Consider the following 13611-nt stretch of genomic DNA (forward strand, 5'->3'; position numbering starts at 1 on the left):
GATTCCACCCATGAGCTTTTTCGAGCAGATTGCTGCGGCACTGGACCGCGAGGGCATTGAAAGCCGTGTCAACGATGACACCCTCTTCGTTCCCATTACCTCTGACCTGGAGGTTCAGTTCGTCACCATTGATGAGGACATCCCGGCTGCCGAAGTTTACGTAGCCGCTGCCGATGTGGATGATGAGGACGATGAGTTCGAAGCTGTTCTGGTCTCCGCTGTATTCTCCGTCGAAGACGCCGTCGCGGCAGTCGCCCACCATGTAGCTACTGACCAGGTTGTTGGCCTGCTGCGCACTCTGCTCGATGGTGATGATGACCGCATTGCTGACCTGGAGTTTGAACAGGACCCCGAAGAGGCAACCTTGGTCACCTCCGAAGTTGGTACCTCCTCGTTGGTCCAGGTTTTGGTAACTGCCCACAACAACGAGCCCAGCGCACACGTCCGCTTCATCTCTCAGGACGCGAACTTGGACGACATTGTCGACCAGGCCATCGCAGAGTTCTGGGACTCGGACACCGAAACGGTTCTCACCGATGATGACCGTCGCAAGATGTTCGCTGACCTCTACTCTGACATCCAGACCTTGCGCAATGAGGTTCTGACGCTGGGCACCTTCAAGGACTTTGACAAGCTGATGGATGTCCTTGCGCTCGTGGTAGACCGCGCAGAGGAATGGGAAGATCAGCTGGCACCCGTCGATGACGGGTACGCGGAGTATATCTACTCTGATCACGTTGCCTCCTTGGACGGGGAAGATGATGACGATGACGACGATGATGACCTCTATGACGATGGCGACTATGACGACGAGGACGACGAAGAAGGCGACGACAGCGAGTAGCCGTACTGTGGCAGCACTGTGACCAGTGCTAAGCCGCTGATGGGCGAGAAGAAAAGAGCTCGTTAGGACACGGCAGTGGCCGCGCGTCCCTGGTGCCAATCCAGCTATAACGGCGCCCGGGGAGTGCGAGGTCAGTGCCGTTTTCGTGTATCTTGCTGCAGTCCTGCGCACGATGGAGTGCCTCAGCCACAGCCCGAGTACGTCGGCGGTTTTCTTCCCGCGTCCGATTCGAACCGCCAATTCCGCGGAGGACTACCTCCGATGAGGATTCCACCTTGACGGAAACGGAGTACATGAACATGGGCTCATCCTTCAGGATGAAGTATTCCGCGTGCACGTCGGCAAGCTGGGAGACCAGTGCGCGAGGAAGCGCTATCCGTGACGCGCGGACGGTGACCACAGGCCCGTCGGGAAGCGAGAAGGTGTGATCTAGCGCGCCGGGCGAATGCCTACGGCCGATGGTGGGGTGGCAGAGGATTGTGCGGATGAGGTCGAGGTCTTCGAAACATTCTGCACGGTAGGTAGCGGATAGTGGGGGAAGAGCTAGGCGGCGATGAATGGGAAACTCGTCTGCTGTGTTCATGGTTCACAAGTTATCGAACACCCCGGACTCACATTTTCGAACATATAGAACTAATGTTCGAGATATGTTTAGCATCAATTGGCTACCCAAGTGGGGGTAGTCAATTGGCTAGGTGCCTGGTGTTATTGCAGGGACATGTGGGGTTGTGGAAACGATTCGATAACGACTTTTGTAAAAGTCCAAGAGTCTGAGAAAACGCTATTTCTGTGGGTGGGGTGGTGGATTAGTGTGGGGGATGGTCCTAAAGGAAAACTAAAAATTTGAAAGATTCGTCTCAATGAAGCACGCAAGAAGTCGAATGGCGGTATCGGCTTTCGCAGCACTTTTGTCCTTAGCAGCCCCGGTCGCGGCACATGCTGTCGTGGTTGGTCCGGGTGACCCGATTCGAACTCCCATGGAGGGAAGCCCGTGGGATGGGCACCGAAATGTCAACTCGCCGATGTGTTCGGCGGGTGTTCCTGGGACGGTGACGGACCGCAATGGGGAAAAGCATCGGGTCATGTTGACCGCAGGGCACTGTGTGAATGATGCTCCGGATGTGGGTCTGCCAATCGTTACCGGTGAGGTGTATGTGCCAACCACCGAAGGCGATAAGCGCATTGGTACGACAGGTGCTCACCGTTGGGAAGTGCCGCAGGAAGATGTCGGACTGGAGTCGTTGCCGGCGGCCTTTAATGGTGCAGACTATGGAGTAATCAACCTTGATCCGGACGTAGAAACTACCGGCGCAAGTTACTCCATCGATGAAAATGGTCAGAGCTACGGGGAGCCTGTAGCGATGACTGGCATTCAAGACAATGAAGATCTGCCGCGTGGCGAGGTCTCCTTCGATAATTTTGGCAAACCTATCTGTAAGGACGGCATGCGTACTGGACGTGCCTGTGGCTATCAGGTATTTCGGGCTCGAAACGGCATTTGGACGGTTGGTATTGGCGTTGACCATGGTGACTCCGGCGGAAATGCCTATGATCCGACCACTAACGAAGTTATTGGCGTAAATTCGATGACCTTCGGTCCGGTCTCGCGTGTGATGCCCGCGGATATTGCCATTCAGGAGGCCTACGGCATTCCCGATGGTCAGGTAAATGACCACTTCGAGGTATCGGATTCCACGGCTCAGCGCGACTCCTCCTACCGCACCCTCAATGAGGATATGGCGGCGGATCAGGAGTATGCCCGGGCGCAGGATTCGCAGGCTTCGCAGGAAGCTTCTGTACCGCAGTTAACTGATCTTGTGGACCAGTTGCCGCAGTCGCCGCAACTGCCTGAGCTGCCACAATCGCCCCAATTGCCACAATCGTCACAGCCGTTTGAGCTGCCTCAGTTGGCAGAAATTCAGCTTCCAAGCTTTGAGGGCTAGCGCCAGTCTGAGAATCTGACAAAAATCACCCCCGAACCGTTAAGAGAGCCAGAATCATCCAAGGCGGATGGTTCTGGCTCTTGCATTGCTGTTGAACAAACTTTTTGATGCGTAATGCGCGTGCCGTGAAGGCGATTGAACGGTTCCACGACTGAGAATTTCACCCTAGGTTCCATTTTTGGAGAGCTTTGTAAAGGTGTCCCTAATACACTGAGTGGGACAAGTTTTCTGTACAGAAATGGAGTAGCGCACACTATGGCCAGTTCGAAGAAGGTCGCCACACTTACGGCTGCACTGTCGGTAGCTGCAGGTGGCTTTGTGCCCGGAATCGCGGTAGCTGAGGCTGCACCGGCAAACTCGGATGTTGTCATCGGCCCGGGCTCGCCGTTGCGAATGCCGTTCCCGAGCAGCAAGAACATCGATGGACGTCATGTTCAGTCCCCGATGTGCTCTCTGGGAGTTCCTGGCACCGTTGTGGATCAGAATGGTGTTTCGCATCGTGTCATCATGACTGCCGGCCACTGTGTTGTGGCGAAGGATACTGAAACCGGCGAAGAGGTCACCGGCCAGTTCTTCATCCCAACCAAGGATGGCGACAAGCTGGTCAACAAGGACTACATGGGCACCGATGTCATGCCGGAAGAGGGTGACTTCGATGAAAACACCACTATGCCGGAGTTCTTCAACGAGCTCTTCAATAGCGGTGACTACGGCATCATTGAGGTTCAGGACGACATCAAGACCACCTCTATGTCCCACTCTGTGGATGAGTTCGGCAACGTCCACGGCGAGCCGGTTCAGATCGTCGGTATCGAGGACAAGCGCACTCTCGAGCCGATGGAGATTTCCTTCGACAACCTCGGTGAGCCCGTGTGCACCGACGGTTCCCGTACTGGCCGCGGCTGCGGCTTCCAGGTCTTCCGTGTCCGCAACGGTGTCTGGGCTATCGCTCCGATTGACCACGGCGATTCGGGCGGAAACGCTTACAACCCGGAGACTCGCGAGGCCATCGGCGTTAACTCCATGGGCATCGGCCCGCTGAGCCGCTTCCAGCCGATTGACGTTGCTCTTGAAGAGCAGTACGATATTCCGGACGGCCAGGTCAACGAGCGCTTCAAGGTAGAGACCTCCACCGAACCGCAGTCCGAGTTCCGCACGATTGACGAGGACGTCCAGTTCACCAACCAGCACGTCCCGCAGGAAGAGCCGGACCTGGGCCCGATTGGCGAGCTGCTCCCAGAGGGCGTCGAGGTCCCGCCGGAGATTGCGGACATCATCTCGGAGAGCCCATCTCTCCCGGAGCTGCCGATTCCGGAGCTGTCGGGTGCGACCGCTCAGGCAACGCAGGCAGCCAGCAACATTTCCTCGCAGGCGAACCTGCCGAGCCTGTTCTAATCAGGTCACCGCAGTCTCGTAGATAGGGCGTTCGCTTTACGACGCTCCGTCCAACCCCCTATTCCGCCACAGTGGCGGGGTAGGGGGTTTGCTTTCGTTAGTCAATCGGCTTTGCGTGAAGGTACTCGAAGAATGTGTCGGGAACGGGATGTTCAAGGTGAAGCTTCATTGTGACAACATTCGAGTCTTTCCCCTTAACCCCCTTCATTTTTGCTTGCTGGGGATCACTTGGAGTGGCTTCGCCAAGGTAGGTGAATCCTTCATCTGGTAAATCATCCCTGCGTACAAACAAATGGATAGGGAATTTATGTTGGATGATGCTCTGGACTTCCTGACTCTTTAGTGTCCTATTTGAACGTGTAAACCAACGCATCGTCGAATGGTCAATGAATTCATCCTCGTATGCGATGCGAGGAGCAAGCCCTTTGTGCTTTCGGTAGTTTACAAAGATTGGAATCGTCTGCGAGTGGGAATCAATCTTGTAGCCATTTAGCGTGCCTGATTGATCCGACCGAAGCCTCAAAAGACGAGAAACATCCTTTCTGGAATATCGTTGATTGCGGCGAAGCACACCCGCGAAATAATCATTTTCGCGGGACAGGAAAAGACCAGTTTGAATGATGTCATCCACATGCTCTCGAAAGCTGTTTGGATATGACGAATCCCACTTGTTGTACAAAGTCAAAAATTCCTCAGTCAGACTGTAACGTGAGGTTTCGTCATCGTACCGGACCAATCTAATTTCTTCGTAGGCCCGCTTCGGGTAAAAATCGAGGTTGAGCACTCGTTCGACAACAGAGAGATCCAGCTCGCTGTGAGAAACAGCCCTTGTGTCGAGTAAATCTGAAAACTCTTCACGTGTGATGGAACCATGCTTAATAAGCTGGTCAAGTAGAAGTAACTCTTGGGGTTGCTTTCCGGGAAGTAGCTCGCGGGACAAAAACTTCAAGTATTCACTCTGCTTATCCGTTGGTCCTGTTGCTGCTTTGTCCACCTGGTGTAGGAGTTCCCAATAATTCTTGGTACGCCTGGTGGAGATCACTGTAGGGTCAACGAGGTTGAATCGAGCAAAATCCATTAGTCGTGGTACACGATTCAGTCGGTACTGGAGAAGTTGAATATCCTTTTTAAATTCAGCAATCGTGTCCACCGAGGCTGTATCGATGGCTTTAAGGATCTTCTCCTTGGCAATTTCATCAAAGCTCACAGTAGAGCCCGATGGGATATTGGAGGGATCAACGACTTTGCTCTTGAGCTTCGACTTATTTCTAGATGAATCTCCGAAAAGAGCCATCGGGATCATGTAATTGTTCTTGTAGTTTCCAATGAAATCAATTACTCGGAGATGGTCTTTTCCTGGGGCTTTGCGAAGGCCACGGCCCAGCTGTTGGGTAAAAATGATGTTTGATTCGGTGCCGCGCAGCATCACTACTTGATTTACTGCCGGAATGTCGATGCCCTCGTTGAAAATATCAACGGTGATGATGTAGTCGAGTTCGCCTGCAGATAACTCCGCAACGACAGCATTTCGTGTCGAGATTGAGTCTTCACCTAGAAGCACCTTCGTCCGTAGCTGCCGGCCAAAGAGCTGCTTTTGGTTAAGCTGCTCCGATAGCGCTTTCGCTTCGTCTTTCCGACTGCAAAATATGAGCCCCTTAACTCTCTCAGGAAACCCGTAGACACGGAGCTTCTCCAGGAGATAGTCGATACGATCTTCAGCGACGAGAGCATCGATGGATGCAGTCTTATCACCGATCGCTCGAACTCCATCATCAAAATCGGTGACACCGAAATAATGGAATGGTGCGAGCATGTCGGCTTCAAGAGCGGCTTGCAGTCGGATTTCGTAAGGAACGTTGAAATCAAAGAGGCGAAAGATGTCCCCTGAATCTGGACGCTCGGGAGTTGCGGTCAAGCCGAGGACAAACTCACTGTTGAAGTATGCAAAAACTGGCTTGTAGGAATTAGCAGCGCCACGATGAACCTCATCAATAATGATGAAGTCAAAGGCATCTGGAGAAAAGGTTTTGTAAGTCGATTGGGAATACAAGGATTGAACTGAGGCAAAAAGGTATCGTGCATCAGTTTCTCTTTTCCCACCAACCAAGAGTCCAAAGTCGGCGTCCGTAAGCTCAGAACCGGAGTAGGCAAGTACCTTTTGGAACTCACTCTTAGTCTTTTCCAGAATCTGTTCCCGGTGGGCAACGAACAAGACCCGCTTGGCCTGTGCTTCTTTAACTGCTAGTGCAGCAAGGATCGTCTTCCCCGTGCCGGTAGCGGAAATTATGAGGCCTTTCCGCTCGCCTGACTGCCTCAAGTCAGCGATATTCGACAGCGCTACCTGCTGCATTTGATTGGCGATAACTGGGCCCTCGGGCAGCAACTTTGTGTGCGTGTTTTTCGAAACTGGAGGTACGCGGTTTTGTTCGTACTCATCGACCCATTGATGAGTTAGTGGGATGCAACGGCTACGTTGCATATCAATGGCAGTCTCAATTTGGAATGTGATATCACCATTCTGGTGACTGGAAAAGTGCAGATTCCACTCTTCGTTTTCCTGGAGCGCCTTTTGCGTCAAATTTGCGCTGCCGACGATGGCTGAAAGCTCAACCTCCTTGTAAAAGAGGTATCCCTTTGGATGAAAACCCCGGTGATGATCTTCGGGGTAGATGTAGACGTTCAGTCCCTCAATTTCGAGTAGTTCTCTGAACATCGATGGTGAATTGAAATCAAGGTAGTTCGACGTGATGATCGTCATTGGGCCAGAAAACTGAAGGAGATCCTCCTTCAGCATGGCAAGAGCGGCCGGAGAAATAAATGCTACTGAAAATATGAAACTCGTAGCGGTGCGTAGCTCCTCGCGGAGCGCATTGTACATAGTGGCCGACTCGTCGTTGCGAATGAGTCGGGGATTGTATTTTTTGTCGGCAACGGTGTTTTTATCGATGAAGCCGTAGCGTAGGTCTCCGACCAGGGAATTCATCATTGTTTTAGCATACTAAATGCGCGCTGCGTCGCTTGTATTGATTACTGTTCGTTTACAAGAATGTCGACTGTAGGGATGTCCGCTGGCGCCCAATCAACGGAATAAAGCTCGGACGGTTCTAACCAACGATATTCAGTGTGCTCCGTTAGCTTGATTTCGGGAGAAGAAACGGAACAAAAGTATGTCGCAAGTGAGATAACGGCGAAGTCATACTCATGGTCGACAGTGAGAATGTGGTTCCCAATCTCAGCGTCAAGTTTTAGCTCTTCTCTTAGTTCACGGGCTAGAGCCTCACGAGGGGACTCGCCTTCTTCGATCTTTCCACCGGGAAATTCCCAATAGTTTTCCATCGAGCGACCTGGGCCGCGTTGGGCGGCGAAGATTTTTCCTTCGTAGGTAAGAACGGCACCTACAACTTCGATTCGTTTTTTCATCTCAACTCCGCGTTCTGTCATTGCGCCTCATTCTAGTAATCGTCACTGTTTGCAGATCGGGCTATGGTGAACTCTTGGGCTTCTTATTCTCTCTTTTGCACAGTAGAAAGGACCGTTACCTTGTCAGCTTCCCGTTCGCGCGACCTGCTTCGTCGTAAAGCAAAGTGCGAATCTCAGCCGGATATCGCATCGGAGGTGGGAAGCAAACCACAAGGTCGGGATCCTTGGCAGGGTGAATTAGACGGGACTAAACAGCCGATTCCGCGAGAGATTTGGATTCTGGTCAGCGCTGCGTTCATCATCGCGCTGGGCTTCGGTCTGATTGCACCGATCTTGCCGCAGTACGCGCGCAGCTTCGATGTGGGGGTGTTCGCGGCCAGCTTCGTGGTCAGTTCGTTCTCCATTTTCCGGCTTATCTTCGCACCGGCATCGGGCTCACTGGTAGAGAAGCTCGGATATCGGCGCACGTACCTAACCGGCATCAGCATCGTCGCGCTCTCGACTTTGCTTGTCGGTGTTGCGCAGACATATTGGCAACTGCTGGCGTTTCGTGCGCTCGGAGGCATCGGTTCGACGATGTTTACGGTCTCGGCAATGGGGCTGATTGTGCGGATTTCACCGCCGGAGATCCGCGGTAAGAGCTCGGCTGCCTACGGCACAGCCTTCCTGTTGGGCAATGTCTTTGGACCAATCATTGGTGCTGCGATGGGCGCATGGGGCATGAGGGTGCCGTTTTTCATTTACGGTGGCGCGCTGATTGTGGCAACGATTGTGGTCGGTATGTCGCTGAGTGCAGAGCATCTTCGCCACGTAGTGCCCAAGCGCACAACCCCGGTGCTGAGGTTCTCCGAGGCAATCCGCGACTCGGCATATCGAAGCGCACTAGTCGGAGCTTTCGCCAACGGCTGGTCGAACTTCGGCGTGCGCGTCGCGATTGTCCCGTTGTTCGCCGCGGCAACGTTTTCCCATGTCGGCGCACCAGAACCGGGCAGCGATGGGGCAGTAGCCGCCACTGCCACAGCTGGTTTTGCGCTGACGGCCTTCGCACTCGGCAATGTTACGGCACTGCAGTTTTCCGGCCGTCTCTCCGACCGCATTGGCCGTCGCCCACTGCTCATCACAGGGCTGTTTATCAACGGCGTATTCACTGGCGCTATCGGATTTAGCAGCGGCGCCATTCCGCTACTGATTCTCTCCGTCCTCGCGGGTTTCGGCGCTGGCATGATCAATCCATCGCAGCAGGCTGTGCTTGCCGACGTCATCGGCGCCAACCGCCAAGGTGGAAAGGTGCTCGCCAATTTCCAGATGGCTCAGGACTTCGGAGCGATTTCCGGCCCGCTGATTGTCGGCGCAATCGTGGATGCCGCAGGGTTCAAGGCCGGTTTCTTTGTTTGCGGTGTCATTTCGCTGGTCGCAATGGTGGGCTGGATCTTCGGGCGCGAGACTCTACCAGCCCACTCGTCGAACAGCGGAGCCAAAGAAGCCGAAGCGAAAACAGCTTAAGCAGAGGCGGATTTGCTAGTTTCCTTGCCTTCATCGAGCTTTCGGCAAATAGCCACGTAGATAGCGCCAGTAATGTTATGCACCACAGCGGCCACCGCGCCGGGAAGCGCTGCCTCCGGGGTAAAGAACTTCGCTGCCATACCGGAGGACAGGCCAGCGGACTGTGTACCGACCTCCACGGCCACCGTGCGCTTGCCCGCAGTCGGCATCCCCACCAGCTGGCCTGCAAAGAAGCCGAGCACGTAGCCCAGGACGTTGTGGATGATCACAGCCACAAACACAATCAGGCCAATGTTCGCCAGGCTCTCAGCGTTCTTGGCCACGGCACCGAAGACCACGCCACCGATACCGAGAATGGAAATCCACGGCAGAATCGGCAGGATCTTATTAATAAACGAGTCGGCCACAACGCGAATAACCAGGCCACCAACCACAGGCAGGAGGACTGTCTGGCAGAGGCTCCAGGCCATCCCGAGGCCGTCGACATCCGTGTGCGCGTCGGCAAGCACGAGCATAAGAAACGGCGTCATAATCGGCGAGACCAGTGTCGACACACTGGTCATGGCGACGGACAGCGCGACATCGCCACGCGACAGGTATGCGATGACATTCGACGAAGTGCCGCCCGGAACAGAGCCCAGCATGAGCAGACCAACAGCGAGTGCCGGGTTGAGTCCGAGGACTTTAGCCACGGCAATCGCCAGCAGCGGCATGATGACAAACTGCGCAATAACGCCGAAGAGAATCGCCAACGGGCGCTTAGCGACCTGCTTAAAGTCCGGGATGGTCAGGGTGAGGCCCATCGCGAACATGATGATCATCAGGAAGTACGTGATGTAATCCGTCAGCGGAGTAAACGGGGCGGGGAAGAAGAATGCCAGCGCCGAACCCGCCAAAATAAAGCCCGGAAACCCGAGAACTTCAATCATTGCCGAGAGCTTCGACGGTGCCTTATTTTCCTGCCTGCCATTCCCAGAAATCTCCTCGGGAGAATGTGGTTTTAGCGGGGACTGCCGGGGCGAAGACGGCTGCGTTTCTGGTGCGTTGTTATAGCTGGACATTCTCTAGCGACCTTGGGCTTATGCGTTGCGAAATTGCAAAAATCCGCCGAACGGTGGGTGTTCCACGGCGGAAAATAGCTGATATGTGTACAAACTTGTAGGGAAAATGTTAGCCAGCTCACCCTAGGAAATTACAAAGTAGGCACCCCGAAGTGGGTGCAATGCGCTCGCTTGACGACGGCCCCAGCGCCGGGCCTCGTCCAAGAAATCGTCCGTCTAGTGTCGTGACCTTGCGGACAGGAAATGGTTTTTTGACCGACGGTGGCGTAGTCTGGGCAATCGGTGTGAAATCCTGACGACAATGTCGCAGAGAATCTGGCAGCGGTATAAATTCGCTGGTGAAACGCTTGAAAGTGCATAGTGCATGATGGGCGCCCCTCCTCGGAAGTAAAAGCTGAATTGGGTTTGGGCGCAATTTTTCGAAGTATGTGCAAGAGAAGCGATGTCATCGCAATTCCGACGTGAGAGCACTGAAAAACAAGAACGTAAATTGGGCGGGTCATGTATGTGCGACCCAACTGTGAGTAATCAACTGTTGAATATTGAGTGTGCGGGCGAAAAGGCCCAGGAAGAGCCCCAAATGGCTAATAATGAAATGAATGGCAGCGTCGAGGAAAACCGCGAGGATCAGCGCGAAAACCGCGAGGACGCAATTGTGAAGGCCGAGGATGTAGTGGCCGAGGAAGCACCGGTGGTCGAAGAGAAGGCCGCTGAGGAAAAGACCGAAAAGGCTGAGGTCAAGGAAAAGGCCGAGAAGAAGGCCGAAAAGAACAAAGACGACAACGGCGACGACACCGTCGGCTTCGATGAGCTTGAGCTGCCGGATGACATTGTCAATGCAGTTCGCAAGGTTGGGTTTGAGACTCCGTCCCCAATTCAGGCTGCAACTATCCCGACTCTGATGAGCGGCCGCGACGTCGTCGGCCTGGCTCAGACTGGTACCGGTAAGACCGCGGCGTTTGCGCTGCCGATTCTGGCTCGCATTGATCGCTCCGTCCGTGCACCACAGGCTCTGGTGCTTGCTCCGACCCGTGAGCTGGCGCTGCAGGTTGCGGACTCCTTCCAGTCGTTTGCTGATCACCTGGGCAAGATTCAGGTCCTGCCAATCTACGGTGGTCAGTCCTATGGAGTGCAGCTGTCGGGTCTGCGCCGAGGTGCGCAGATTATCGTCGGCACGCCTGGTCGTGTCATCGACCACCTGGAGAAGGGCTCGCTGGACATTTCCGACCTGCGTTTCCTGGTGCTGGACGAGGCCGATGAGATGCTGCAGATGGGCTTCCAGGAGGATGTCGAGCGCATTCTTGCCGACACCCCGGATGACAAGCAGGTCGCGCTGTTCTCGGCTACCATGCCGGCTGCGATTCGTCGCCTGTCCAAGCAGTACCTGACGGAGCCGGAAGAGATTACCGTCAAGTCCCAGACTCGCACTGCGGACAACATTCGCCAGCGCTTCCTGATGGTCAGCCACCGCAACAAGCTGGACGCGCTGACCCGCATCCTCGAAGTCGAGGAATTCGAAGCGATGATCATGTTCGTGCGCACCAAGCACGAGACCGAGGAGCTCGCCGAGAAGCTGCGTGCCCGCGGATTCTCCGCTGCTGCCATCAACGGCGACATCCCGCAGACTCTCCGTGAGCGCACGATTGATCAGCTCAAGGACGGCCGCCTGGACATCCTGGTGGCAACCGATGTGGCTGCTCGTGGCCTGGACGTTGACCGCATTTCCCACGTGGTCAACTACGACATTCCGCACGACACCGAGTCCTACGTCCACCGCATCGGTCGTACCGGCCGCGCTGGCCGCTCCGGCGAGGCGCTGCTCTTTGTCACCCCGCGTGAGGGACGCCTGCTGCGCTCGATTGAGCGTGCAACCAAGTCGCAGCTGCACGAGATGAAGCTGCCGACCGTCGATGAGGTCAACGACTCTCGCAAGCAGAAGTTCGCTGATGACTTGACCGAGGCGCTTGCTGATTCGCAGGTTCCGGTCTTCCGTGAGCTCATCGAGGAGTACGCAGAAGAGCACGACACCCCACTGGTTGATATCGCCGCCGCTATCGCTGCGCAGGCACAGTCGGGCGACTTCCTAATGAAGGAACCGCCGCGTGGCCGTCGTAACGACCGTGACCGTGATCGTTTCGACCGCGACCGCAACCGTGGCCGCGATGGTCGCTCCCGCGGTGAGCGCGGTCAGGGCAAGCGCGCTGACCTGGTCGAATTCGACCGCGAGGGCACCGCAACCTACCGCATCAGCGTCGGTCGTCGCCAGCACGTCCGCCCGGGTGCCATCGTCGGCGCCATCGCCAACGAGGGTGGCCTGTCCTCCAAGGACTTCGGACACATCGACATCCGTGGCGACCACACACTGGTCGAACTGCCGGCCAACCTGCCGCAAGAAGTCATCAACAACCTCTCCGATACTCGCATCTCCGGCCAGCTCATTGGGCTGAAGCTTGACGACGGCACCTCGGTCGACGACAGCGATGACTACCGCTGTGGCCGTGGTGGCTACCGTGGCGATCGTCGTGATGGCGGCCGCGGTCGCGGAGGATACCGTGGTGGTCGCGGTCGCGATGACCGTCGTGGTGGTGGCCGTGGCCGTGGTGGCTACCGTGGAAACTTCGATGACGGTGACGATTTCGGTGGCCGTGGTCGCGGTCGCGATGACCGTCGTGGTGGCGGTCGCGGTCGCGGTGGCTACCGTGGTGGCCGTGATGACCGTCGCGGTGGTTACCGAGGCGGACGCCGCTAAACCTGCTAGGTGAGGTGAGCTGGGGGGGAGCGTCGTCAGGCGACAACCGACGACCGCCCTTGGCGCTGACCTAGAAAATAAAAAAACTGCCGGTGCGCATGTACTTCCAAGCCCTAAAAGTCGGGCCGAAACGTACAGGCGCACCGGCAGTTTTATTGTGTCTGAGCGTGAGCTCTAGATGAAGAACATCAGGATGCCGGCGACAACCCACAGCAGGGAGAAGATGCCGGAGAACATAGCCAGCTGGCCCTTCTGCTTGTCCCAGTCGAGCTCTTCAGCCTTCTTGCGACGCTCGATGAACTCCGGATCGTCAGCATCCTCGTCTTCGTCAGCGATGCCGAGGCCGGCCATCATCAGACGCTGACGCGGAATGACCAGGAAGAACAACAGTGCCCAGGCGATGATAGCCAGCAGAATTGCGGCGTGCATTGCCCCGGACTTCATGTAGGTCGACACATCGGTGAACATGACACCGAAGCCGAGCAGCGGCACGAGCAGCGACCACATGCCGTAGGTGCGCGAAATGGCGTGCATGGTGCGCGCGGCGCCGACCGTTCCAGCCTCTCCGCCGCGGGCTGCAAGCGCGAGCTTCGGGAACATCGAAATTGCGACAGTCACCGGTCCAAGCAGCAGAATTGCCGCCAGGACGTGAACCATAAGAACTACGTTTTGCACGTATTACCTTTCCACGACTGA

The 13611-nt window shown here is 55.6% G+C and carries 10 protein-coding genes; 5 read left to right on the forward strand and 5 right to left on the reverse strand.

Translation table 11 applies throughout. From position 1 onward, the window contains the following. The first annotated feature begins 10 nt into the window (after positions 1–10). Positions 11–844, forward strand: coding sequence for a hypothetical protein (locus QP978_RS04520; RefSeq protein WP_070643448.1), 834 nt, complete (start codon positions 11–13; stop codon positions 842–844). A 28-nt stretch (positions 845–872) separates the two neighbouring features. Here QP978_RS04520 and QP978_RS04525 read toward each other — a convergent pair whose 3' ends face one another. Further along, positions 873–1427 (reverse strand): hypothetical protein, encoded by a 555-nt coding sequence (locus QP978_RS04525; RefSeq protein ID WP_049190066.1) that lies wholly within the window; start codon positions 1425–1427, stop codon positions 873–875. A 277-nt stretch (positions 1428–1704) separates the two neighbouring features. Between QP978_RS04525 and QP978_RS04530 the strand changes: the two genes are divergently transcribed. Both QP978_RS04530 and QP978_RS04535 read left to right on the forward strand, forming a co-directional pair. Further along, positions 1705–2787: a chymotrypsin family serine protease gene (locus QP978_RS04530; protein WP_284856892.1), complete on the forward strand. Its 1083-nt coding sequence runs from the start codon at positions 1705–1707 to the stop codon at positions 2785–2787. Between the two features lie 255 nt (positions 2788–3042). Beyond that, the gene (locus tag QP978_RS04535) at positions 3043–4182 is read left to right on the forward strand and encodes a trypsin-like serine protease (protein ID WP_242458664.1); all 1140 of its coding nucleotides are present in this window, start codon (positions 3043–3045) and stop codon (positions 4180–4182) included. 97 nt (positions 4183–4279) lie between these two features. Here the strand turns inward: QP978_RS04535 and QP978_RS04540 are convergent, their stop codons facing one another. Next, the gene (locus QP978_RS04540; protein WP_187406492.1) at positions 4280–7168 is read right to left on the reverse strand and encodes a DUF3427 domain-containing protein; all 2889 of its coding nucleotides are present in this window, start codon (positions 7166–7168) and stop codon (positions 4280–4282) included. Positions 7169–7209: 41 nt separating this feature from the next. Beyond that, entirely contained in the window at positions 7210–7602 is a 393-nt protein-coding gene (locus QP978_RS04545) for a (deoxy)nucleoside triphosphate pyrophosphohydrolase (RefSeq protein WP_187400138.1), read from the reverse strand. 120 nt (positions 7603–7722) lie between these two features. On the opposite strand from QP978_RS04545, the gene QP978_RS04550 reads away from it, so the two are divergent. Further along, entirely contained in the window at positions 7723–9105 is a 1383-nt protein-coding gene (locus QP978_RS04550) for an MFS transporter (RefSeq protein WP_049190071.1), read from the forward strand. Here QP978_RS04550 and QP978_RS04555 read toward each other — a convergent pair. Beyond that, entirely contained in the window at positions 9102–10034 is a 933-nt protein-coding gene (locus tag QP978_RS04555; RefSeq protein WP_049190072.1) for a bile acid:sodium symporter family protein, read from the reverse strand. The two genes, QP978_RS04550 and QP978_RS04555, sit on opposite strands and share 4 nt — an antisense overlap. 712 nt (positions 10035–10746) lie before the next feature. Between QP978_RS04555 and QP978_RS04560 the strand changes: the two genes are divergently transcribed. Beyond that, positions 10747–12915, forward strand: a complete 2169-nt coding sequence (locus tag QP978_RS04560; RefSeq protein WP_284856893.1) for a DEAD/DEAH box helicase — start codon at positions 10747–10749, stop codon at positions 12913–12915. Between the two features lie 174 nt (positions 12916–13089). Here the strand turns inward: QP978_RS04560 and QP978_RS04565 are convergent, their stop codons facing one another. Next, positions 13090–13590: a hypothetical protein gene (locus tag QP978_RS04565; protein WP_049172012.1), complete on the reverse strand. Its 501-nt coding sequence runs from the start codon at positions 13588–13590 to the stop codon at positions 13090–13092. Positions 13591–13611 lie beyond the last annotated feature (21 nt).

It is taken from the genome of Corynebacterium sp. MSK035, from assembly GCF_030232615.1.
Lineage (GTDB): Bacteria > Actinomycetota > Actinomycetes > Mycobacteriales > Mycobacteriaceae > Corynebacterium > Corynebacterium jeikeium_D.

Coding starts and splice junctions, on each gene's coding strand:
- QP978_RS04520 (WP_070643448.1), top strand. CDS start 11: ATGAGCTTTTTCGAGCAGATTGCTGCGGCACTGGACCGCGAGGGCATT.
- QP978_RS04525 (WP_049190066.1), bottom strand. CDS start 1,427: ATGAACACAGCAGACGAGTTTCCCATTCATCGCCGCCTAGCTCTTCCC.
- QP978_RS04530 (WP_284856892.1), top strand. CDS start 1,705: ATGAAGCACGCAAGAAGTCGAATGGCGGTATCGGCTTTCGCAGCACTT.
- QP978_RS04535 (WP_242458664.1), top strand. CDS start 3,043: ATGGCCAGTTCGAAGAAGGTCGCCACACTTACGGCTGCACTGTCGGTA.
- QP978_RS04540 (WP_187406492.1), bottom strand. CDS start 7,168: ATGATGAATTCCCTGGTCGGAGACCTACGCTACGGCTTCATCGATAAA.
- QP978_RS04545 (WP_187400138.1), bottom strand. CDS start 7,602: ATGAAAAAACGAATCGAAGTTGTAGGTGCCGTTCTTACCTACGAAGGA.
- QP978_RS04555 (WP_049190072.1), bottom strand. CDS start 10,034: ATGATTGAAGTTCTCGGGTTTCCGGGCTTTATTTTGGCGGGTTCGGCG.
- QP978_RS04560 (WP_284856893.1), top strand. CDS start 10,747: ATGGCTAATAATGAAATGAATGGCAGCGTCGAGGAAAACCGCGAGGAT.